The sequence below is a fragment of the Pseudomonas sp. 10(2024) genome (genome assembly GCF_045164175.1).
Taxonomy (GTDB): Bacteria; Pseudomonadota; Gammaproteobacteria; order Pseudomonadales; family Pseudomonadaceae; genus Aquipseudomonas; species Aquipseudomonas alloputida.
The window spans coordinates 775,175-796,179 of record NZ_CP174006.1 but is presented as its reverse complement, the minus strand read 5'-3'; the positions used below and the strand labels follow the sequence as shown (position 1 = coordinate 796,179).

Sequence of the window (21,005 nt, the reverse complement as noted above, 5' to 3'; positions counted from 1 at the left end):
CCGCGAATACGGTAGCGGCGGCAACGGTGAACCGCGGGTGGAGATTGGCCAGCAGGGCCGGCCTCTTCGCGGGTGAACCCGGTCCTACGGCGGTCTGTGTCCAACCCCCGAGGTGTGGCCACCACCAATCTGCGTAGGAGCGGGTTTACCCGCGAATACGGTAGCGGCGGCAACGGTGAACCGCGGGTGGAGATTGGCCAGCAGGGCCGGCCTCTTCGCGGGTGAACCCGCTCCTACACGACGGTCTGTGTCCAACCCCCGAGGTGTGTCCACCACCAATCTGCGTAGGAGCGGGTTTACCCGCGAATACGGTAGCGGCGGCAACGGTGAACACCGGGGGAAATTGGCCAGCAGGGCCGGCCCATTCGCGGGTAAACCCGATCCTACACAACGGCCTGTGTCCAACCCCCGAGGTGTGTCCACCACCAATCTGCGTAGGAGCGGGTTTACCCGCGAATACGGTGGCGGCGGCAACGGTGAACGGCGGGGGAGATTGGCCAGCAGGGCCGGCCCTTTCGCGGGTAAACCCGCTCCTACCAGCTGGACTGCCCCCCGATGCCTACACCGACTCGTCAGCCGGCCGCGCGCCCTCCTGCACCAGCACCATGCTCTGCGGCGAAGACAGTGGAATGCCTTCATCACGCAACCGGCCAAGAATGGTGAACAGCAGGTCGCTGCGGGCTCCCGATACCTGCCGCGGCCCGGCCACATAGCCACTCACACCAATCACCATGCCGCTGGCCGTCAGGTCCTTGAACGACACCGAGGCAGCTGGCGCATCCAGAATCGCCTCATGCTCATGGTAAGCCGCCAGCAGCAGCTCCCGGACGCGGTTGGCATCAGTCTCCAGCGGCAGTGTCAGGGTAATGCTGACCACGCCCAGCGCATTGCCCATGGTCACGTTGCGCACGTTCTGCGAGATGAACTGCGAGTTGGGCACGATCACCGTGGAACGGTCAGACATCTGGATCTCCGTGGCGCGCACGTTGATGCGGCGGATATCACCCTCGACACCCGCCAGGCTGACCCAGTCGCCGACCTTCACCGGGCGCTCGGTCAGCAGGATCAGGCCGGAAATGAAGTTCTGCACGATCTGCTGCAAACCGAAACCGATACCGACCGACAGGGCACTGACCACCCAGGTCAGGCTGGTGAGGTTGATACGCAAGGTCGACATCACCAGCATGGCCAGGAACAGGAAACCCAGGTAACCCACCAGGGTCACCAGCGAGGCCCGCATGCCGGCGTCCATCTCGGTTTCCGGCAGCAGGCGGTCGCTCAGCCAGCGCTTGACCACACGGATGGCGAACAGGCCACCGAGGAAGATCGCCAAGGCCAGCAGGATGTCCTGCGGCACGATGTTCAGGTTGCCGAGCACCTTGCCGCCGGTCCCATCCCAGTCGCCCAGACTCAACAGCAATTCGCTAGGGCTGGTGCCCGACGGCATCAACACCAGCAGCAGTGCCAGGAACAGCACGACAGTGCGGCCGATGCCGGCCAGTATGGTGCTGGCCTGCGCCTGATGGCGAGGCGCCAGGCCCAGGGTCGACGCCAGTGCCAGGCCACCGGGCTGGCGGGGCGACAGCAGGGTTTCGCACAGGTCGCCGAAGAAGGTGGTCAGCAAGTAGGCACAGGTGATCACCAGGCTGACCCACAACAGCTTGGCGGTGAGGAAATAGGCGAGTGTCAGGTAGCCGGTGAGCAGTGCCAGCAGGATCAACGTCAGCCAGATGACCATCACGAACGGGATCAGCCCGGCCAGGCCCGTCGGGCGCTCCAGGTCATGCTTGCGCAGGGTGCGGCGGTAACACAGCAGCGCGCCTGCAAAGGTGAGCGCCACCACCAGCGCGGTCAGCCCGTTGACGGCCACCGTCAGCGCCAGGCTGGCACCGATCACGCTGTTCATGCGCTCCATGGTCATCATGACCATCAGTGCCAATGCCAGCACCTTCGGGAACCAGCCCAGCGCACTGGCGACTTCGTCGTGGATCGCCGGCAACCGCCAGGACGGACGCTGCAGCATCAGCATGGCGCGGCCCAGGCCTGTGATGAAGGCACTGAACACCACCAGGGTGAGAATGTGATTGGTCAGGCTGGTGATATCCGAACCCAATCGCGCATTGCTTTCCAGCCCCCAGCGCAGCAAAGACACCGAGCCGGCGATGGTGCCCAGGGTTGCCAGGCTAACGCCCAGAGCCAAGGCGCTGCGGCGCAGGCGGCCCTCCGGCAACCAACGGATCATGGCACTGGCCAGCAAGCGTTCAAGCACGCGCCGTACCAACGTCCACACCAGAATCGCCGCCACCAGGCTGGCAACGAACAGCCAGCGGTTTTCGGCGCTGAAGGCGCTGCTGATGGCGTCGGCCGCCTCGCCGCGCAGGTCACGCAGGCGCGCTACGTCGTCCTGGGTGGGGCGGATGATGCTCTGCCAGAACGCCGGGCTCAGCGGCGAGGCTGCGCGGCTGGTGATTTGCGAATTGAACTGGCTGCGGCGCAGGTTGACGATTTGCGTGGACAGGTCCCGGGCCGACTGGGTCAGCTTGGTGGCCTGATCCTGCTGGGCTACCAGCGCCTTTTTCTCGGCCTCCAGCGCTTTGCGCTGCTGCGTCAGGGTAGCGGCCTCGTCCGGCTGGGCCGGGCCGATAACCTTCAGCTGATCGTCGAGTTTTCCCACATCGGCAGTGCGCAGCGCACTCAATGCATCAGCTTGACGCTGAACCTGCATCGCGCCCAGGCGCAGTTGCGACAGCACGTCGTCGTTGGCCTCGCTGGTGACGCCTTGGCGGATGAGGTCCAAGCGGTCGCTCAGTTGTTCGAGGCTGGCGTTTTCGTCCAGTGCGGGCGCCTCGGCAGCCGCCAGGTTGGACAATGGCGTGGCCGGGGCCGACCAAGCTGGGCTGACAAGCAACAGCATCAGGGCCAGCAGGGCAATCAGACCTGGGCAATAACGGGCAAGGCTGACACGCCTCATCGAATATTCCTCTTTGCAATTCGATTTGGCGGGGGATTCTACGCGGCTTCGGGCGGTCAGGAGAGTGCCGTTTCTCGCTTCAGCAATTGCTGTTTGCGCTCCACGCCCCAGCGGTAACCGCTGATGTCGCCATCCCGGCGCACGACGCGGTGGCAAGGGATGGCCACGGCAATACGGTTGGCCGCGCAGGCCATGGCGACCGCCCGCACGGCCTTGGGGGCGCCAATGCGCTCGGCGATGTCGGTGTAGCTGACCCGGCTGCCGGCCGGCACCTCACGCAGCGCCTGCCACACCCGCTCCTGAAACGCGGTGCCTTGCACATCCAGCGGCAGGGCCAGGCCCAAGGAGGGCGCTTCGACGAAACCGATCACTTCGGCGACCTTCTGTTCGTAGGCGCTGTCGCCGCCAATCAGGTGGGCCTTGGGGAACTGATCCTGCAGCTCGTGCAACAAGCCCTCGGGGTCGTCGCCCAGCAGAATCGCGCAGATGCCCTTGTCGCTCTGGGCTACCAGTATTGCACCCAGCGAGCATTGCCCAAGGGCGAAGTGAATGGTTGCCCCGGCACCGCCGGCGCGGTATTGCCGGGGGCGCATGCCCAGGCGCTGGTCGGCGCTTTCGTAGAAGCGGCTGTTGGAGTTGTAGCCGGCGTTGTAGATAGCATCGGTGACCGAGTGCTGGTCGTCTTCCAGGTGCGCACGCAGGCGCCGGGCCCGGAAGGCCGTGGCGTAGGCTTTGGGGGTAACCCCGGTTTCGGCCTTGAACAGCCGATGCAGGTGGAAGGGGCTGACGGCCAGCCGTGCACTGAGTTGGCCGAGGCTTGGAACGGGGTCGCTGGTTTCGATCAAGCGGCAGGCGTGAGTAACCAGCTGGCTGTGGCGGGTGGCGCTGGCTTTGCTGATACAGCGTTTGCAAGCACGGTAGCCGGCAGCCTCGGCAGCCGCGGCAGTGTCGTAGAACTCGACGTTCATGCGCTTGGCCTGGCGTGATTTGCAGCCGGGGTGGCAGTAGACGCCGGTGGTACGTACGGCGTAGACAAAGTGGCCTGTAGCGGCAGTGTCGCGGCTCTCTACGGCTTGCCAGCGTTGGTCGGGGGTGGTGTAGAGATTCATCTTTGTTTCCCGGATATGTTGTTGCTTGTACGGGCGATGCAAAAACCTCAGGCCCGCCACAGGTACCAGGCCGCCACGGTACGAAACGGCCGCCAGGCGCCGCCCAGCGAACGCATTTGCGCCGGTGTCGGCGCCGTCTCCAGCCCTTTGAGCCGCCGATACCCCTCGCGCACGCCAAAATCGTCCACCGGCAGAATGTCAGAACGCCCCAGGCTATAGATCAGCAGCATCTCCACCGTCCACCGCCCTACCCCGCGCAGCGCCACCAGGCGTTCGATCAACGCCTCGTCAGCCATGGATAACGCCTGCTCCCGCGTCGGTACCAGGCCCTCCAGGGTGGCTTGAGCAATGCCCTGGACCGTCACCAGCTTGCTCGCCGAAAAGCCGCAGGCACGCAGGGTTTCCGGGGATACCGCCAGCAACTGCTCTGGCTGGGGAAAATCATCTGCCGGAAACAATGCCAGCAAACGCCCCAGGATCGCCTCGGCGGCGCGGGCGTGCAGTTGCTGGTAGGCAATCGCCCGCACCAATGCCTCATAAGGCTCACGTCCCGGCGTAGCCTGGTGCAGGCAGGGCCCGATCGCTGCGATATGCCGTGACCAGTCCGGGTCAAGTGCCGCCAGGTGTTGCGCGGCCTCGTGATAGGCCTCGGGCGAAAGGTCGGCCAGCATCATTGCACCTCCATCAAGTCGATTGCAGGTCCAGCTTAGCGCAGCCGTTCATCGGGCAAACGCCGGTTCTTGCGCAGCTAATCTTTGGCATGCCATTGCTCCGCGCCATCTTCCCCGCATAGAATTGAGAACTATTCACAATCGCACACATCACTGGACTGGGCCTTCTCTACGATGCAGATCAACGACACGCTCAAGCCCACCGAGGTCGCTCTGCTCTACCAGTCTCACCATGCCTGGTTGCGTGGCTGGTTACGCAGCCGGGTCGGTTGCAGTGAACATGCCGCAGACCTGGCCCAGGATACCTTCGTGCGGTTGTTGCGTGCCCGCCAGGTGTCGCCGCTCAAAGAACCCCGCGCCTACCTCAGCAGCATCGCCCGTGGCTTGATGATCGACCAGTTCCGCCGCCGCGCGCTGGAGCGGGCCTACCAGGAGAGCCTGGCTCACCTGCCCGAAGCAGAAGTGCCCAGCGAAGAGGATAAGCTTGTAATCCTCGATAGCCTGGAACGTCTCGACCGCGCCTTGCAGCAGTTGAAACCGCGCGTCCGCCAAGCGTTCCTGCTGGCCCAGCTAGACGGTTTGAGCATCGTGCAGGTTGCCCAACGTCTGGAGGTGTCCAGGGCCACCGTTGAGCGCGACCTGGCCAAAGCCCTGGGCGCCTGCTACCGGTTGCGCTATGCCGATGCCTGATGGTACGCCCGCACAGGCGCAGGTCGATCAGGCCATCGACTGGCTGGTGAAGCTGCGTTTCGACACCCCCAGCCCGCGCACCGAGCAGCAGTTTCAACACTGGCTGGCCAGCCACCCACACAACCGCCTGGCCTGGCAGCGAGTCAGTAATCTGGGTGATGAACTGGCCGGGCTGCCCAAGGACCTGAGCCGGCGCACCCTGGACGCTAGCCAGCACCCAAAAGCCAGCCGCAGGGACCACCTGAAGTTGCTGGGGCTGTTGGCCGTGGGCGGCAGCCTGGGCTGGGCCACGCGCGAACCGCTAGGCCTGCCACAGCTGCTGGCCGACACCAGCACTGCCACAGGCGAACGGCGCCAATGGCAAGGCAGTGACGGCAGCCGTCTGCAGCTCAACACCGCCAGTGCCATCGACTTGCACTACAGTGCGGAGCAACGCCAGCTGAAACTGATCCATGGCGAGGTCAGCCTGGAGAGCAACCCCAACGACAACCGCCCGTTCCACGTCGCCACCCGTGTCGGCCCGCTGACCACCTTCGATGGCCAGCTGTTGCTGCGCGAAAACAGCCAAGGGCTGCTGCTGTCGGTGCGTCGTGGTGAAGTCACGCTGTTCCCTGCCTCGGCCTCAGCGAGGCAAGTGCTGCCCGGTGAAACCTTGCAAGTCACAGCCGACGGCAGCATTCAGGCCAGAACACTGCACAACGACCCCTGGGGTTGGACCGAAGGTGTACTCAGCGTGCAGCAGATGCCGCTTGCCGAGTTTGCCAGCGAACTCGGCCGATACCGACCGGGCCTGTTGCGCTGCGCTCCAGAAGTGGCGGGCTTGAAGGTTTCCGGCACCTATCAGTTGGCTGACACCGGGCAGATTCTGCAACTGCTCACCCGCAGCCTGCCCGTGCGGGTCGAGTACAGGACACGCTATTGGGTAAGCATCGGCGCGGCGTAAAGGGATATCACTGCGCCACAGCCCGCATCCGCCCACGGCGCCGGTATGACTGCCTGGCAAAGCACACGAACAGCCCGGCCATCAGTGCCAGCGCCATGGGCAAACCATGCGGCGCGACATTCATGGCCGCCCCACTGACCAGCGGCCCGACCAGGCTGCCTACGCCCCACAGCAAGCCCACACTGGCGTTGGCAGTGACCAGGTCCTGGCCCTTGAAGCGCTGCCCGATCAGCACCAGCGCCAAGGTATAGATCCCCCCCGCCACCGCGCCCAGCACCACCAGCAGCGGCCACAGCAGCCAGGTCAGACTCAGCAGCCAAGGCAAACCGATGCCGATCACCATCGCCACCAGCCCGCACGCCAGGTGCAGCCCTGTGCGCTCAACCCGATCAGCCAGCCAGCCCAGCGGCAGCTGGAACAGCATGTCGCCGGCAAACACCACCGTCACCATCAACGCCGCCACGCCAACGGCAAAGCCATGGCTGGTGGCGTACACCGGCAGCAGCGACAGCACCACGGCATCGAAGAACGAGAAGAACAGCACCGCCATGCACAACGCCGGTGCCACACGGAAGAACCCGGCCAGGCCGAAGCTTTTTTCGCCCTCTTCGTGCTCGACATGGTCGTTAGGCACCGTCAGCACAATGCACAGCAACGCCAGCCCATAACAGACCGTGACGACACCCGTGATCCACGGGCTATCGGCGCCCAACGCTGCCAGCATGGCCGGGCCCAGCACCTGAAAGCCCGTAAAGCTGGTGGCGTACAGGGCCATGATCTTGCCGCGGTTATGTTCGGGGCACAGTTCGTTGACCCACGACTCGCCGAGGATGATGGCGATCCCCATGCCGAGCCCCAGGCCCAGTCGCAGCAACGCCAGCAGCCACAACGAGCCGAACGCGGACTCGAGCAAGGCGATGCTGACCGTGCACAGGCTGAAACACAGAAGATAGATAGTGCGCCGGGTGAGATGGCGGCAGCAGGCGTCGACCAGAAAAGCCGAGAGCATCATGCCGGCGGCAGGGATGGCCGAGATGATGCCGATTTCCAGTGTGCTCGCCCCCGCTTCATGCAGGCGCAACGACACCAGCGGCAAGCTGGCCCCCAAACTGAAACCCACGACAGAAACGGCGAACAATAAGCCCGCCAACAAACGCATGTTCATGTACCACTCCTGGCAAACCGAAAAGACGTGCAGAAACAGGCGCGCACGCCAGAATGGCGAGCGACGCGATAGCGCAGATCAGTTCAGGCGAGGTGTGGCGAGAAGGTGAAGGCAAACAGCACGCTGCGGCGGCGCTTGAGCACCGTGTCACTCGGCCATGCACGACGCAGTGCCTGAAAGGCAGGCTGGCGGGCGTGTGGGAGGGACTGGGTACGGCGCATTGCTTTGGCTACTACGCAGGTGATTGAAAAAAGAGGCGGCACTCTAGCCACCTCCGGGGGGCTCGTCAATTGCCCAGGGGCCTCTGCCAGGCCCCCGGCGCGTTCAGCGTTTACCTGTACTTGGCAGCAACACCGCCAACAACCCGAACAATGGCAGGAACGAGCACAACCCATACACGTATTCGATACCACGCAGGTCTGCTACGTACCCCAACAGCGCAGCGCCAATGCCGCCAAATCCGAACATCAGGCCGAAGAAGATCCCGGCAATCATGCCCACGCTGCCCGGCACCAGTTCCTGCGCATACACCACGATCGCGGAAAACGCCGAAGCCAGGATAAAGCCGATCACCACGCTCAGCACTGTGGTCCAGAACAAGTCGGCATACGGCAGCGCCAGCGTGAACGGCGCCACGCCCAGTATCGAAAACCAGATCACAGCCTTGCGTCCGATACGGTCACCGATCGGCCCGCCAAAGAAGGTGCCCGCCGCCACCGCGCCGAGGAACAGGAACAGGTGCAGCTGCGAGCTGGCCACCGACACACCGAACTTCTCGATCAGGTAGAAGGTAAAGTAGCTGGTGAAGCTGGCCATGTAGAAGTACTTGGAGAACACCAGCAAGCCCAGCACGATCAGCGCCGCGATTACCCGATTGCGCGAAATGCCGTGGGTGGCCTGCACCGCCTTGCGCGCCTTGGCCTGATTGAGGTGTTCCTTGTACCAGCCGCGCAACATCAGGGTAACGCCGAGGAAGAACAGCCCGGCCAGGCCGAACCAGGCCACATGGGTCTGGCCAAACGGAATGACGATGGCCGCTGCCAGCAGCGGGCCCAGAGCAGAGCCGGTGTTGCCACCGACCTGGAAGGTCGATTGGGCCAGGCCGAAGCGCCCGCCCGAGGCCAGCCGTGCAATACGCGAGGTTTCCGGGTGGAAGGTCGACGAGCCAATGCCCACCAAAGCCGACGCCAGCAGGATCATCGGGAAACTGCCAACGAAGGCCAGCATCACGATCCCCACCAACGTACACAGGGTGCCTAGCGGCAACAGATTTGGCGTGGGCCGGCGGTCGGTGAAGAAGCCGACCCAAGGCTGCAACAGCGAGGCGGTGATCTGGAACGTGAGCGTGATCATGCCGATCTGGGCGAAGCTCAGGTCGTAGTTGGCCTTGAGCATCGGGTAGATCGCGGGCAGCACCGACTGGATCAGGTCGTTGATCAAGTGCGCCAAGGCGCAGAAACCGATGATACGCATCACCATCGGCGAGGCTTGGCTTGCCGCTGCCGGGGTGGATGCGGTGGAGGCACTACTGATGGCCATTTGCCTGAATCTCCGTCCTCTGGTTTGGGATCCGATTATCAGGAATCAAATAGATACATAGCTACCTTTTTTATCCCCCTGTCGCCACGTACTTGAAAATGGTTCTCAATATAATTAGCATCCTCTGCCAATGACTCCTGTCATCGTTAGGCCAAACGGCCCCTATCGTGAGCAGACCGCCCCCATGAGCCCGATGTCCGCCAAGCAGCTGCAGCCCGATCCACAACAGGAAGCGCTGGCGTGGTTTTCGTTGCTGCGCCAGCCCGGTTGCGACGAAACCCAGCGCCAGGCATTTGCAGCCTGGTGCCAGGTACAAGAGAACGCCCACGCCTACGCCGAGCTGGAGACGTTCTGGCAACAGCTGCAACCCGCACCTGCCCGCCCTCGCCCACGGCATGTCACTGTCCGTCGCAGTCACCTGGGTAAAGGGTTGGCGCTTGCGTTTTTGCTAGGGTTAGCCGCTGCAGCTTACCTGTACTGGCCGCTGATGCAGCGTCTGGCCAGCGAGCTGCACACCGATGTGGGAGAGCGCCGCAGCATACGCTTGGCGGATGGCACGACATTGAACCTGGACAGCGCCAGCGCGATGAACGTCGACCTGCGCGGCCGCACCCGCCAACTGCACCTGGTGCAGGGCCAGGTGCATCTGGAAGTCGTGCTCGACGGGCGCGCCATGGACGTGGAAGTGGGCAACGCACGCATCCAGGTATACGGCACTCGCTTGCAGATAGCCCGCCATGCAGGGCGCGACGAACTCGTGGTATTCAGTGGCAAGGCCATGGTCACCCAGGGGGGTGAGCAGCGGATGGTCTCGGCGGGTGAGCGGGTAACCTTCGATGACACACGCATCGACCCGGTGCGTAAGGTTGATCTGAAAACCGCTGACAGTTGGCGCAATGGCCGCCTGAAAGCCACAGACATGCCATTGAGGCAGGTGCTGGAGCGCCTTGCCGGTTACCAAGGGCAGCGTCTGTGGATGATGGATGAACAAGTGGCTCATCGCCGTGTAAGCGGCGACTTCAACCTCGACCAGCCTGGCCAAAGCCTGCAATCCCTGGCTGCAGCCCAGCAGTTGCAGTTGCTGGGCGTGCTCGGGCACTGGCTTGTGGTGCGCTGAAACCGGGGCTGGCCGCTAAGTTTTTGAAAGCGTGCAAATTTTTTTTGAAATGAGTGTTGACAGAGGGGGCGTTCAAGAGAATAATGCGCGCCATCGGCTACATAGCTCAGTTGGTTAGAGCATAGCATTCATAATGCTGGGGTCCGGGGTTCAAGTCCCTGTGTAGCCACCAAACAAGACGAAGGGCTTACCGCAAGGTAAGCCCTTTTTCTTTGCCTGCGAAAAAGTTGCTTATGCCCGCGCCAACCAATCCCGCAGCAGCTGGGCGCCGAATCACAGGTTTCGGCGCTGCTATCGTCGCCTCAACGTATTCCGGTCACCGCCACAGCCAGGCCAAGCCCGATCAGTGCCAGACCAATGGCCCGGTCCACCAGCACTTGCCGCTCGATCATCGCCCTGCGCAATGCCGTACTGGAGAAAAATACCGCCACCAGGCTGAACCATAGCCAATGGGCAACGGACATGAACGCACCGTAGGCGAAGTTCAGCGCCAACGGGCTGCCAGGCTGCACCACCTGGGTGAAGGCACTGATGACAAACAACATGGTCTTGGGGTTGAGGGCGTTGGTCAAAAAGCCGGTGCGCAGCGCTTGCAGTACGCTGGCAGCAGACTGGCCAACCCCGTCCAGGCTGATGCGTCGGGTGTTGGTCAATGACTTGTACCCGAGGTAGATCAGGTAGCCTGCACCCAGCACCTTCATGACGAAGAACAGCGTCGGGCTCTGGCTGATGATCACGGCAATGCCCAACACCGTGTACAACACATGCACCTGCACCCCCAGGGCGATGCCCACAGCAGCAGCCAGCCCGGCCTTGCGGCCCTGCGCATAACTGCTGCGGGTGACCATGGCGAAATCGGCGCCAGGGCTGATGACGGCGAGCAAGGTGAACAGGGCGACGGCGATGAGTTCGGTCATGCTGAGGGCTCTCGATAGGCGATGGAAATGCACAGACCGCCGATTATCGAGCGCTTACAGATGCGGAAAAATCGATTTATGCTGAGATGAATCTGATAGTTTTGCTCACAGATATGTACAGCCTGCCTTGGCCTCTTCGCGGGTAAACCCGCCCCTACAGGGAAATATGTGGCCATGTAGGAGCGGGTTTACCCGCGAAGAGGCCGGCACAGCTGAACAGGGATATCATGAAACTGCCGCCACTCAACGCCTTCCGCTACTTCGACATTGCCGCCCAGACCGAGAGCTTCGTGCGCGCCGCCGAGCACTTGCACGTCACTCACGGCGCGGTCAGCCGCCAAATACGCCTGCTGGAAGAAAGCCTTGGCGTGGAACTGTTCGAACGCCGCAACCGGGCCATTTTCCTCACCACCGCCGGTCGTGCCCTGCAAAGCACCACCCAGGCGATCTTCGAACAACTCGAAGGCGCCGTGCAGCGTTTGCAACACCAGGTCCGCGACAATGTGCTGGTGCTGTCTTGCGAGCCGACCATCGCCATGCGCTGGCTGATCCCGCGCCTGCCGCGCTTCCATGCCACCCACCCCGACCTTCAGTTGCACCTGGTAGCCGCAGGCGGCCCGCTGGACTTCGCCCGCAGCGGTGTCGACCTGGCAATTCGCCGCGACGACTTCCACTGGGACAACCAGCTGTACAGCCAGAAAATCTGCGATGAATGGATCGGACCGGTGTGCCACTCCGCCGCCAGCACCAGACTCGATGGCCAACGGCTGCTGCACAGCACCACACGCCCTGCTGCCTGGCCCACCTGGCTGCGCCTGAGCGGCCAGCAGGCGCGGCACTGCGAACGCAGCGACTACGAACATTTCTACCTGTCGATTCAGGCCGCCAGCGCCGGACTGGGCCTGGCCATTGCCTCAGCCCTGATGGTGCGCGACGAACTCGACAGCGGGCAGCTGCAGGCGCCGTTCGGTTTTGTGCGCGATGGCTCGGCCTACCACCTGCTCAGCCCGCAGCCTCTGGCCGACAGCGGCAAGCGCCAGCGCTTCGCCGAGTGGCTAATGGACGAATGCCGGAAGTGCCTGGCTCATTTGGGGTTGATACAGAACGACGCCCCCGCACCGCCATCACCACCCCAGGTGCGATAACCGGCCGTATCCAAATGGATACGGCCTGATGGGTAGCGGCCCAGCCCCATGTTCCAGGCTTGGCCGTGTTGCTGCCAGAAACGGCACAGCGGATTGGGGTCGGCCCAGGCCGGCAGCAGTATATCGACGGCGAAAGCGCGGGTATGCGCACTGTTGACCGCCCCGCCCGCACAGGCGTTCAGGCGCGGCTCACGGTAGGCCGAAACCACCTCGAACTGGCGCAGGATGCCTTGATCGTCGAGTGCCTTGATCAACGCGAGGGTCGAGCGTACAGCCGCCCAATTGCCGGGGGGTGGTACAGCGAAAGGCGATGCGTGGCACAGTTTCCAGTCCGATGCCGAGCGCAGCAACTGGTGAATTGGCACTACACCGTAAAGCCGGGCATCTACCAGCATTTCACGGAAAGGGCGGGTTTGATGATCACCCGCCCACTGGGCGAACATCCACACGTCGCGCTCGTCAGCGTGAGCAGCGCTTGCGATACACAGGCTCGCTGCCAAAAGCAGTTGTCTCATTCTTTATCCGCCCCTGCCGAGAACAAAGCCTGCGCGCCCGGGTACGCCCCTGCAAAGTCAGTCTTCGAACAGGGTACAGGCCATCACCAGGGCGTCTTCACGGCCGCCGGCAATCGGATAATAGTCGCGGCGGCGGCCAATTTCGTTGAAACCATAACGCTCGTACAAACGATAGGCCGACTGGTTGCTGGCGCGCACTTCCAGAAAGCATTCGCGGCCATTGAGCTGATAGGCCCGGGCCATCAGGTGCTTGAGCAGGCGCAAGCCCAGGCCGCAGCCTTGGTTTTCCGGTTTTACGGTGATGTTGAGCAGGTGCGCTTCGTCGATGATCACGTTGATCACACCATGGCCCACTTGCTGCTGGCCATCGAACATCAGCCAGACTTCGTACGACTTGAGCGCATCCTGAAAGATTCCACGGGTCCAGGGGTGACTGAATGCGGCATATTCGATCTTAAGTACGGCATCCAGATCCGCCTCGGTCATCGGGCGGAAGCTGATCGAGTCACTCATTCAACGCTCTTCCAGCGCGCCATCAGCTGGCGCATGGCTTTCCAGACGTCCGCCTTGCGTTGCGGCTCGTCCATCAACAGTTCAAGGCCCGGCAATGCCCAGGCGTCGCCCAGGCTGTCGAGCGTCAGGGTTTGGTAATAGGCATCGGCGTCGGCATTGGCGGCAAAACGCAGTGCCGGCAGGCCGACCAGCCACAGACAGGTACACGGGGCGTCTTCCAGGCGCGCCTGAACGAAGCCCTGGACGAAATCGCGCGCAGCCTCCGGCCCCTGGTCCATGTTGCCGCGCACCAGCAGTGGCCAGCGCACCGGCTCGCCGATGATCTGCGGGGCATCGGGCAGGCCAGCGGCGCGCAGCATGTCCTTGAGCAGCAGATAGGAGGGATCGCGGCTCTGGAACGGCTGACCGGTGGCCAGTTCAACCAGCAGCAGGCAACTGCCGGCGCGCAACAACTGCAGCGAAAAGCGCGGTGGCGGCACCGGCGCCGGGCGCGGAGCAGCGGGCTGCTCTTGTGCCTCGACAGGCTTGACGGCGGGTTTAGACACACTGCCCGGGCGCGGGATCTCGATTTTCGGCCGCTCGCCGGAGCGAGCCTGGGGGGTGACAGGCGCTTCGCTGGTTACCGATGCCGGCCTGACCTCAAAATCGATGTCCTCGACTGGCACAACCGGCAGCAGCAGCTCGGGCCGCGACGGTGCGGCGAACGGCAGCTCGGCGCGCGGCAGCCAGTGCACCACTTGCATGGCGGAAAGGTAGGCGCGGCGACGGGGTTCGGTCAGCAAGGGGCGGATATCCGAGGGGGTGAAGGCAATTGGGCATTCTAACGTGTACGCCGTGGTTTTTGCAGCGCCTATCAGACCGAGCGCCGTCACATGAACAACGCCTTACACCTGCAAATCCCATGGTTATCTCTCATTACAGACCAAGGGGTAAAAACCACCCCCGCGAATGCAGTACAATCGCCCCCTTTTTCTTGGCAACGAGTCGAAGCCAATGATCGAACCCAAGCGCGTCCTGCGCGCCCTAGCCGAACACTGGGCCCTGATCGAGCCGCTGTGCGAGCGTTTCGACCAGGGCACCCTGAGCCTGGTCGAACTGCGCCAGCATGTGGCCCGCCAGCAGCTCGAAAGCACCCCGCAGGACATCACCCAGCTACTCGACGTGTGGATCCGCCTGGATATCCTGGTCCCGGTGGCCAAGAGCCCGAACCGTTTCGAGCTCAACGCGCAGATCCACGACTTCCTCGCCTACCTGCGCCGCGAACACCGGCTGGGCCTGTGCCTGGAGATCGAAGCCTACTTGCGCCACCTGGAGCGCCTGGCCGGGCACATCCAGGATGCCTTCGACAACCGCGACAGTGACGACCTGGCACGCCAGTTGCGCCTGCTCGACATGCGCGTGCGCGATGTGCTGAAAAAACTCGACAACGACGAGCAGGCACTGGTGGCCGTGGCCGAACGGGCCAAGACCAGCAACCGCCAGATTCCGCTGCGTCAGCGTTATGCCGAAGTGCTGGCCACCTGGGACGAATACGTCGAGCCGATGATCCAGCTGGTCAACGCCGACGGCGCCTTCGAGCAGGGTGTACGCAAGGTCGAGACCGTGCTGCTGAAACTGCTGGGCGAACAAGCGCGCCTGGGCCACTTGGTCGACGACGACATGCTGCTGCGCACCCACGCGCGCATCCTGGAAATGCAGACCAGCGCCCAGTTGACCCTGCGCCACGCCCGCGAACTGCTGCTGCCGCTGCGCGAAGAAGCCCGCCGGCACAACGCCGTGACCCGCGGCGCCGCACTGGCCCTGTCGGTGATCCGGCGCAAAGGCATCGATGCCGTGCCGCAGGCGGCCATGCCGATGTTCACCCGCCCGCAAAGCACCTTCCTTGGCAGTGCCAGCCAGGTCGAGGCCTACGTTTACGCACTGGCCCGCTTCGAGCCCAAACCGGCGCGCTTCCCCAAAGCCCACAAGACCCAGTCCGGCGCCCTGCCCCGCGCCCCGCGCACGGTCAAGGAAATGGCCGAACGCTGCGAACAGGCCCTGCCACTGCCCGACTTGATGGTCTGGCTGCTGGAGCAGGAGCCCGAAGGCGCCACCGACGAGCTACTGTACTGGTTCTCGCGCCTGTCGCGGGAAAAGCGCTTCAAGCGCGAACGCCTCGACCGCCGCGAATACACCACCCAGGAACATTTGGTCAGCCTGCATTCGTTCGCCCTGACCTCCAGCCGCGAAGACGCCCCCAGCGCGCCTACCGAACCCAACGCGAGCCCAGCCCATGCATCTTGATCTTTCCGAACTGTCCCAGCTCGCGCCGATCTTCCGCGAGCTGTTCAAAGGCTTCCACGTCAGCCGGCGCGACCCTGAGCTGTACGCCCAGCTGTCGAACTTCCAGGACCAGTACCGCACCCTGTTCAAGGCCCTGGGCTTCGAACTGGTGTGCGATACCCGTGGTTTCTACTACTTCGTGCCGGACATGACCGCCGCGCAGGTCAACAAGACCGCGCAGCGCCTGTCGCTGTTCACCTTCATCCTGGTCGAGCACCTTGCTGACCAGGGCCGCGACCCGATGGCCGTGCTCGACGGTGGCAGCATCGGCCGCGACGAACTGCCCTCGCTGCTGGACAAGTACCGCGACCTGTTCCTGCAGGCCGAAGTGCAGACCGTGGACGAGCTGGAAGAAAAAATCCTGCGGCGCATGACCCAGCTCGGCTTCGCCCATGAGGAAGGCGGCATCTACCGCTTCCTGCCGCCCATGCACCGCTTCCTCGATGTGTGCCTGTCGGTGCAGCAGGACCGCGACCTGGCCGCCACCCTGCACAGCGCCCTGCCGCTGCCGACCCCGGTACTGGTCGAGGAAGAAAGCGCCGAAGAACTCAACCGTACCGACGACCCGCTCGACCTCACGCCTTTCCAGGGCGAGGAAAGCGAAGAGGACGCCTTGGCCCGGGCCATCCGCGAAGAGCAACAGGAGATTGACGCATGAGCCAGGAACGCTACGGCATCCGCCGCTTCGCATTGCTCAACACCGCCGGCTACAGCCTTGGCCTGTTCCCGCTGGAGCACCCGCTGTCGGTATACGGCGCCAACAACCTGGGTAAATCGGCTTCGATCAATGCCCTGCAGTTCCCGATCCTGGCACGTATGTCGGACATGAGTTTCGGCAAGTACAGCCTTGAGCAATCGCGCCGCTTCTACTTCGCCAGCGACACGTCGTACATTCTTTGCGAACTGAGCCTGCCCCACGGCACGCACGTGATCGGTGTGGTCGGCCGCGGCCCGGGTGGCGGTTTCGGCCACCAGTTCTTCGCCTACAAGGGCGAACTGGACCTGGCCCACTATCAGAAGAACGACACCTGCCTGCGTCAGAAAGAGCTGTTCACCAATCTTGAACGCCTGGGGATCAAGGCTTACGAACTGAAGCCGGACGAACTGCGCCGGCTGCTGGTGGGCGGACACACTTCGGTGCCGCTGGACCTGACCATGATCCCGCTGCGCTCCACCAGCGAGCAAAGCCTGAAAACCTTCCGCGCGCTGTTCATCAACCTGCTGCACATGCGTGAGATCACCGCCGCCAAGCTCAAGCAGCTGTTCCTCGACGCCTTCGAGCACAGCCTGCGCTCGGGCAGCGTCGACTACATCGCTGCGTGCGAGGAAGCCTTCCGCGACGTACGCCGGATGGAGCAGGACTACAACGCCCTGGTGGCTGCCGGCCCGTTGGTCGAGGCCCTGGCCGGTGGCGTGGCCCAGCGCGACATCCTGCGTGGCAAGCTGCACCGCATTTCGCCTGTGCTCGACACCCTGCTGGGCACCTGGCAGGAATACGCCATGGCGCGCAAGGAAGAGCTGGTCATCCAGTCCGAGCACTACCGTGGCGAGCAGGACCGCCTGCAGAACGACCAGCGCGGCGGCACCCAGGAGCTGATGCGCCTGGAGCGTGAAATTACCGGTATCCAGCGCTGGCTAGGCGAGCTGTCGGTGCTCAAGCACCGCTTTGCGCTGGTCGATGACGTCAAGGTACTGGAGCAGCAACTGCTGGCAGCCAAAGATGCCCACGACGAGCTGGCCGGCGCGCTGGCCCAGTCACGGCAGTTCAGTGCCGAAGACCTCGACGAGCGCGTACGCGACCTGGAAAAACGCCTGAAGCAGGTCAAGCAGCAGCTGGATCACGCTGACAACAACAGCTATGCCCGCCTGCGCGAGGAGTTCTCGCAGCAGGACGTCGACCGCCTGATGCGCCTGTTCAACGGTGCGCTGTTCAGCCTGCCGCTGGGCGACCGCGGCATCGAGCTGGACGACAGCGACCTGTGGGTAAAATCGCTGGAAGCGGTGCTGGACGGCTTCAAGGGCGAGCGCTTCGAGGCCCCAGGCCTGGCCATCGACCTGACCCACATCGACCCTCCGGCCCTGCAGGCCCTGGCCGACCGCGCCGCCCTGCGCGACCAGAAAGAGCGCCTGGAAAAAGAACTCAAGCAGCTCAAGACCCAGCAGGCCGTGGCCGCCGACCGCTCCGCGTCCAAAGCGCAGACCGAAACCCTGTACCAGGAAGTGCTGGACGCGCAGAAGGCGTTGGAAGACTTCCGCCGTAGCCAAACCCTCACCGCCGAAGAGCCCGAGAAGCTGGAACAGCTCTCGCAGCTGGAAGCGGCCCAGGACGAACTCAAGCGCTCCAGCGACGCCTTCACCGAGCGCGTCCAGCAGCTGTCAGCCAAGTTGCAACTGGTCGGCCGCCAGCTCGGCGACCTCGAGTCCAAGCAGCGCACCCTGGAAGACGCCCTGCGCCGTCGCCAGCTGCTGCCGGCCGACCTGCCCTACGGCACGCCTTACATGGAAGCCATCGACGACTCGATGGACAACCTGCTGCCGCTGCTCAATGACTACCAGGACAGCTGGCAAAGCCTTCAGCGGGTGGACAACCAGATCGAGGCGCTGTACGCCCAGGTGCGCCTGAAAGGCGTTGCCAAGTTCGACAGCGAAGACGACATGGAACGCCGCCTGCAACTGCTGGTGAACGCCTACGCGCACCGTACCGACGAAGCCCTGACCTTGGCCAAGGCACGCCGCGCTGCGGTCACCGACATCGCCCGAACCCTGCGCAACATCCGCAGCGACTACGACAGCCTCGAGCACCAGCTGGCCCTGTTCAACCGCGAGATCAACAAGCGCCAGGTGTCCAACCTGGAAAGCTTCCGCGTGGTACTGGCGCCGAACAAGGAAGCGCTCAAGCACATCGACCAGATTATCCACAGTGCCGGCCAGTACGAAGAAGGCGAAACCCTGTCGGTCTTCGACCTGACCCAAAGTGCAGACCAGGACAACAAGAACGAAGAGGCCAAGGAGTACCTGGCACGGCTGGTGGCGGCCAACCACAACCAGCTGGGCCTGAAGGACCTGTTCGAGCTGGCGTTCGAGATCACCAAGGTCAATGGCCAGCCGATCATCCACGCCGACATCGACGGTGCGGCGTCCAACGGCACCACCATGACCATCAAGGCGCTGACCAACATGTACCTGTTGCTGCACCTGATGGACCGTGACCTGGCCGGGCGCATTCGCCTGCCGTACTACCTGGACGAAGCGGCAGACATCGACGAACGCAACCAGGCGGCACTGCTGGAGACCAGCCAGCAACTGGGCTTCGTGCCGATCCTGGCGAGTGTGAAACCACAGGTCTCGGCGCACGTTGCGATCGACCTGGAAGGTGGCAGCGGGCCGAACGGCATCTACATCGACGAGGCGGACTGGAAGTTCATCAGCCGGCTGGATGAAGTGAAGGCGGTTGTGCGTGAGGATCAGGCAGAGGAACTGGCCTGAGATAGCCGGGGCCGCGTTGCGGCCCATTCGCGGGTAAACCCGCTCCTACAACGACCTACGCCCAACCACCGATGCGTATGTAGGAGCGGGTTTACCCGCGAATACGGTGGCGGCGGCAACGGTGAACGGCGGGTGGAAATTGGCCAGCAGGTCCGGCCCTTTCGCAGGTGAACCCGCTCCTACGACGACCCGCGCCCAACCACCGATGCGTACGACGGCCTGTGTCCAACCACCGATGCGTATGCAGGAGCGGGCTATCAATGAGCCCAAGGCAGGATCGGAATGGCAGTCACCGCATTCTGCGGGCTGCCTTCGATCATGCGGTCGCTGTACACCAGGTACACCAGCGTGTTGCGCTTCTTGTCTAGAAAACGCACCACCTGCATGGTCTTGAACACCAGCGAGGTGCGTTCCTTGAACACTTCCTCGCCATCCTTGAGCTCACCCTTGAAGTTGATCGGCCCGACCTGACGACAGGCAATCGATGCCTCCGCCCGGTCCTCGGCCAGCCCCAAGCCCCCCTTCACCCCGCCAGTCTTGGCCCGGGACAGGTAGCACGTCACGCCCTCTACCTTAGGGTCGTCGAAGGCCTCGACCACAATGCGGTCGTTCGGCCCGACGAACTTGAACACGGTGGACACCTGGCCGACCTCTTCGGCGCCGGCCAACATCGGCAGCACGCACGCTGCCACAGCGATTACGTTCTTCAGCAGGCTCATACCAGCACCAGGTTGTCGCGGTGTACAAGTTCCGGCTCGGCGCTGTAGCCAAGGATCGACTCGATGGCTTCGGACGACTGACCAATGATCTTCTGCGCCTCCAGGGCGCTGTAGTTGGCTAGGCCGCGAGCCACTTCAACACCGTCCGGGCCGACGCACACCACCATCTCGCCACGACGGAAGCTGCCCTGCACAGTCTTCACGCCAACCGGCAGCAAGCTCTTGTTGGCCTGACGCAGCGCTTGCACGGCACCAGCATCCAGCACCAGGGTGCCACGGGTTTGCAGGTGACCGGCCAACCACTGCTTGCGCGCCGCGAGCATGCCGCGCTCAGGGGACAGCAAGGTGCCCAGGCGCTCGCCCGCCTTCAGGCGGTCCAGCACGCGCTCGATGCGGCCACCGATAATGATGGTGTGAGCACCGGAACGGGCAGCCAGGCGCGCCGCACGCAGCTTGGTCTGCATGCCGCCACGGCCCAGGGCACCACCGGTACCACCGGCCACGGCATCCAGTGAGGGGTCGTCGGCGCGGGCTTCGTAGATCAACTGCGCTTCGGGGTTGTTGCGCGGGTCGGCATCGAACATACCATCGCGGTCGGTGAGGATCACCAGCAGGTCGGCCTCGACCAGGTTGGCCACCAGCGCCGCCAGGGTGTCGTTGTCGCCGAAGCGGATCTCGTCGGTGACCACAGTGTCGTTTTCGTTGATCACCGGCACCACGCCCAGATCGACCAAGGTGCGCAGGGTGCTGCGGGCATTCAGGTAACGCTTGCGGTCGGACAGGTCGTCATGGGTCAGCAGGATCTGCGCGGTGTGCTTCCCGTGCTCCCCGAAGCTCGACTCCCAGGCCTGCACCAGACGCATCTGGCCGAGCGAGGCAGCCGCCTGCAGCTCGTTCATCGCACTCGGTCGCTTGGTCCAGCCCAGCTGGCTCATGCCGGCAGCCACGGCCCCGGAGGAGACCAGTACCAACTCCACGCCTGCCTCACGCAGCGCGACCATCTGCTCGACCCAAACGGCCATTGCACCGCGGTCGAGGCCCTTGCCATCGGCGGTCAGCAGAGCACTGCCAATCTTAACGACCCAGCGCTTGGCGCCCGTCACCTTGCTTCGCATCTTCTTCCAACCTATGTCGAATCTGTAGATACCGTGGATACAAAAACGCCGCTCCAGAGAGCGGCGTT

General features: G+C 63.6%; 19 protein-coding genes and 1 tRNA gene. 8 read left to right on the top strand and 12 right to left on the bottom strand.

Annotated elements, in window-relative coordinates; translation table 11 throughout:
- Positions 1–559 precede the first annotated feature (559 nt).
- The 3 genes from ACI7M0_RS03595 to ACI7M0_RS03585 are packed head-to-tail and all read right to left on the bottom strand — an operon-like array spanning position 560 to position 4,754.
- Positions 560–2,971 (bottom strand): DUF3772 domain-containing protein, encoded by a 2,412-nt coding sequence (locus ACI7M0_RS03595; RefSeq protein WP_121161010.1) that lies wholly within the window; start codon positions 2,969–2,971, stop codon positions 560–562.
- Positions 2,972–3,027: 56 nt separating this feature from the next.
- Entirely contained in the window at positions 3,028–4,080 is a 1,053-nt protein-coding gene (ada, locus tag ACI7M0_RS03590; RefSeq protein WP_129933727.1) for a bifunctional DNA-binding transcriptional regulator/O6-methylguanine-DNA methyltransferase Ada, read from the bottom strand.
- A 47-nt stretch (positions 4,081–4,127) separates the two neighbouring features.
- Positions 4,128–4,754 (bottom strand): DNA-3-methyladenine glycosylase, encoded by a 627-nt coding sequence (locus tag ACI7M0_RS03585; protein ID WP_129933726.1) that lies wholly within the window; start codon positions 4,752–4,754, stop codon positions 4,128–4,130.
- Positions 4,755–4,925: 171 nt separating this feature from the next.
- Here ACI7M0_RS03585 and ACI7M0_RS03580 point away from each other — a divergent pair, with 171 nt between their 5' ends.
- Both ACI7M0_RS03580 and ACI7M0_RS03575 read left to right on the top strand, forming a co-directional pair.
- Positions 4,926–5,441 carry a sigma-70 family RNA polymerase sigma factor gene (locus ACI7M0_RS03580; protein ID WP_020191527.1) on the top strand — a complete coding sequence of 172 codons (516 nt, stop codon included), beginning with the start codon at positions 4,926–4,928 and terminating at the stop codon, positions 5,439–5,441.
- A complete protein-coding gene (locus ACI7M0_RS03575; RefSeq protein WP_165366990.1) occupies positions 5,428–6,384 on the top strand; it encodes a FecR domain-containing protein in 957 nt (318 codons plus the stop codon). The genes ACI7M0_RS03580 and ACI7M0_RS03575 overlap by 14 nt, the downstream gene beginning before the upstream one ends.
- Before the next feature lie 7 nt (positions 6,385–6,391).
- Here ACI7M0_RS03575 and ACI7M0_RS03570 read toward each other — a convergent pair whose 3' ends face one another.
- The 3 genes from ACI7M0_RS03570 to ACI7M0_RS03560 form a co-directional block, all read right to left on the bottom strand.
- Complete coding sequence (locus ACI7M0_RS03570; RefSeq protein ID WP_129933725.1) at positions 6,392–7,549, bottom strand: MFS transporter; 1,158 nt, start codon at positions 7,547–7,549, stop codon at positions 6,392–6,394.
- An 83-nt stretch (positions 7,550–7,632) separates the two neighbouring features.
- Positions 7,633–7,770 carry a hypothetical protein gene (locus ACI7M0_RS03565; protein WP_003247435.1) on the bottom strand — a complete coding sequence of 46 codons (138 nt, stop codon included), beginning with the start codon at positions 7,768–7,770 and terminating at the stop codon, positions 7,633–7,635.
- A 103-nt stretch (positions 7,771–7,873) separates the two neighbouring features.
- Positions 7,874–9,088 carry an MFS transporter gene (locus tag ACI7M0_RS03560; protein ID WP_129933724.1) on the bottom strand — a complete coding sequence of 405 codons (1,215 nt, stop codon included), beginning with the start codon at positions 9,086–9,088 and terminating at the stop codon, positions 7,874–7,876.
- Positions 9,089–9,281: 193 nt separating this feature from the next.
- Here ACI7M0_RS03560 and ACI7M0_RS03555 point away from each other — a divergent pair, with 193 nt between their 5' ends.
- Together ACI7M0_RS03555 and ACI7M0_RS03550 are read left to right on the top strand one after the other, a co-directional pair.
- On the top strand, positions 9,282–10,205 hold the full coding sequence (locus tag ACI7M0_RS03555) for a FecR domain-containing protein (RefSeq protein ID WP_104886696.1): 924 nt from the start codon (positions 9,282–9,284) through the stop codon (positions 10,203–10,205).
- A gap of 95 nt (positions 10,206–10,300) precedes the next feature.
- Positions 10,301–10,377 (top strand) — tRNA-Met (locus ACI7M0_RS03550).
- Between the two features lie 130 nt (positions 10,378–10,507).
- On the opposite strand, the gene ACI7M0_RS03545 is transcribed toward ACI7M0_RS03550, so the two are convergent.
- Positions 10,508–11,122 (bottom strand): LysE family translocator, encoded by a 615-nt coding sequence (locus ACI7M0_RS03545; protein WP_014589638.1) that lies wholly within the window; start codon positions 11,120–11,122, stop codon positions 10,508–10,510.
- Positions 11,123–11,349: 227 nt separating this feature from the next.
- Here ACI7M0_RS03545 and ACI7M0_RS03540 point away from each other — a divergent pair, with 227 nt between their 5' ends.
- Positions 11,350–12,267, top strand: coding sequence for a LysR substrate-binding domain-containing protein (locus ACI7M0_RS03540; RefSeq protein ID WP_129933723.1), 918 nt, complete (start codon positions 11,350–11,352; stop codon positions 12,265–12,267).
- Here ACI7M0_RS03540 and ACI7M0_RS03535 read toward each other — a convergent pair.
- The 3 genes from ACI7M0_RS03535 to ACI7M0_RS03525 are packed head-to-tail and all read right to left on the bottom strand — an operon-like array spanning position 12,207 to position 14,077.
- Positions 12,207–12,782, bottom strand: a complete 576-nt coding sequence (locus ACI7M0_RS03535; protein ID WP_177413616.1) for a D-Ala-D-Ala carboxypeptidase family metallohydrolase — start codon at positions 12,780–12,782, stop codon at positions 12,207–12,209. The two genes, ACI7M0_RS03540 and ACI7M0_RS03535, sit on opposite strands and share 61 nt — an antisense overlap.
- A 57-nt stretch (positions 12,783–12,839) precedes the next feature.
- Complete coding sequence (gene rimI, locus ACI7M0_RS03530) at positions 12,840–13,295, bottom strand: ribosomal protein S18-alanine N-acetyltransferase (RefSeq protein WP_010951945.1); 456 nt, start codon at positions 13,293–13,295, stop codon at positions 12,840–12,842.
- The gene (locus tag ACI7M0_RS03525; protein ID WP_064491211.1) at positions 13,292–14,077 is read right to left on the bottom strand and encodes a hypothetical protein; all 786 of its coding nucleotides are present in this window, start codon (positions 14,075–14,077) and stop codon (positions 13,292–13,294) included. Before ACI7M0_RS03525 ends, rimI begins: the two co-directional genes overlap by 4 nt.
- A gap of 211 nt (positions 14,078–14,288) precedes the next feature.
- Between ACI7M0_RS03525 and mksB the strand changes: the two genes are divergently transcribed.
- Genes mksB through mksF form a run of 3 tightly spaced genes read left to right on the top strand, consistent with a single transcriptional unit; the run spans position 14,289 to position 19,103 of the window.
- Positions 14,289–15,578: an Mks condensin complex protein MksB gene (mksB, locus tag ACI7M0_RS03520; RefSeq protein WP_003247449.1), complete on the top strand. Its 1,290-nt coding sequence runs from the start codon at positions 14,289–14,291 to the stop codon at positions 15,576–15,578.
- Entirely contained in the window at positions 15,568–16,275 is a 708-nt protein-coding gene (gene mksE, locus ACI7M0_RS03515; protein ID WP_003247452.1) for an Mks condensin complex protein MksE, read from the top strand. The genes mksB and mksE overlap by 11 nt, the downstream gene beginning before the upstream one ends.
- The gene (mksF, locus tag ACI7M0_RS03510) at positions 16,272–19,103 is read left to right on the top strand and encodes an Mks condensin complex protein MksF (RefSeq protein ID WP_041168289.1); all 2,832 of its coding nucleotides are present in this window, start codon (positions 16,272–16,274) and stop codon (positions 19,101–19,103) included. Before mksE ends, mksF begins: the two co-directional genes overlap by 4 nt.
- Before the next feature lie 257 nt (positions 19,104–19,360).
- On the opposite strand, the gene ACI7M0_RS03505 is transcribed toward mksF, so the two are convergent.
- The gene (locus tag ACI7M0_RS03505; protein WP_010951941.1) at positions 19,361–19,822 is read right to left on the bottom strand and encodes a CreA family protein; all 462 of its coding nucleotides are present in this window, start codon (positions 19,820–19,822) and stop codon (positions 19,361–19,363) included.
- A complete protein-coding gene (gene proB / locus ACI7M0_RS03500; RefSeq protein ID WP_003247458.1) occupies positions 19,819–20,937 on the bottom strand; it encodes a glutamate 5-kinase in 1,119 nt (372 codons plus the stop codon). The genes ACI7M0_RS03505 and proB overlap by 4 nt, the downstream gene beginning before the upstream one ends.
- Positions 20,938–21,005 lie beyond the last annotated feature (68 nt).

Coding starts and splice junctions, on each gene's coding strand:
- ACI7M0_RS03540 (WP_129933723.1), top strand. CDS start 11,350: ATGAAACTGCCGCCACTCAACGCCTTCCGCTACTTCGACATTGCCGCC.
- ACI7M0_RS03580 (WP_020191527.1), top strand. CDS start 4,926: ATGCAGATCAACGACACGCTCAAGCCCACCGAGGTCGCTCTGCTCTAC.
- ACI7M0_RS03505 (WP_010951941.1), bottom strand. CDS start 19,822: ATGAGCCTGCTGAAGAACGTAATCGCTGTGGCAGCGTGCGTGCTGCCG.
- mksB (WP_003247449.1), top strand. CDS start 14,289: ATGATCGAACCCAAGCGCGTCCTGCGCGCCCTAGCCGAACACTGGGCC.
- ACI7M0_RS03545 (WP_014589638.1), bottom strand. CDS start 11,122: ATGACCGAACTCATCGCCGTCGCCCTGTTCACCTTGCTCGCCGTCATC.
- rimI (WP_010951945.1), bottom strand. CDS start 13,295: ATGAGTGACTCGATCAGCTTCCGCCCGATGACCGAGGCGGATCTGGAT.
- ACI7M0_RS03560 (WP_129933724.1), bottom strand. CDS start 9,088: ATGGCCATCAGTAGTGCCTCCACCGCATCCACCCCGGCAGCGGCAAGC.
- proB (WP_003247458.1), bottom strand. CDS start 20,937: ATGCGAAGCAAGGTGACGGGCGCCAAGCGCTGGGTCGTTAAGATTGGC.
- ACI7M0_RS03585 (WP_129933726.1), bottom strand. CDS start 4,754: ATGATGCTGGCCGACCTTTCGCCCGAGGCCTATCACGAGGCCGCGCAA.
- ACI7M0_RS03565 (WP_003247435.1), bottom strand. CDS start 7,770: ATGCGCCGTACCCAGTCCCTCCCACACGCCCGCCAGCCTGCCTTTCAG.
- mksF (WP_041168289.1), top strand. CDS start 16,272: ATGAGCCAGGAACGCTACGGCATCCGCCGCTTCGCATTGCTCAACACC.
- ACI7M0_RS03535 (WP_177413616.1), bottom strand. CDS start 12,782: ATGAGACAACTGCTTTTGGCAGCGAGCCTGTGTATCGCAAGCGCTGCT.
- ada (WP_129933727.1), bottom strand. CDS start 4,080: ATGAATCTCTACACCACCCCCGACCAACGCTGGCAAGCCGTAGAGAGC.
- ACI7M0_RS03575 (WP_165366990.1), top strand. CDS start 5,428: ATGCCGATGCCTGATGGTACGCCCGCACAGGCGCAGGTCGATCAGGCC.
- ACI7M0_RS03570 (WP_129933725.1), bottom strand. CDS start 7,549: ATGAACATGCGTTTGTTGGCGGGCTTATTGTTCGCCGTTTCTGTCGTG.
- ACI7M0_RS03595 (WP_121161010.1), bottom strand. CDS start 2,971: ATGAGGCGTGTCAGCCTTGCCCGTTATTGCCCAGGTCTGATTGCCCTG.
- ACI7M0_RS03555 (WP_104886696.1), top strand. CDS start 9,282: ATGTCCGCCAAGCAGCTGCAGCCCGATCCACAACAGGAAGCGCTGGCG.
- mksE (WP_003247452.1), top strand. CDS start 15,568: ATGCATCTTGATCTTTCCGAACTGTCCCAGCTCGCGCCGATCTTCCGC.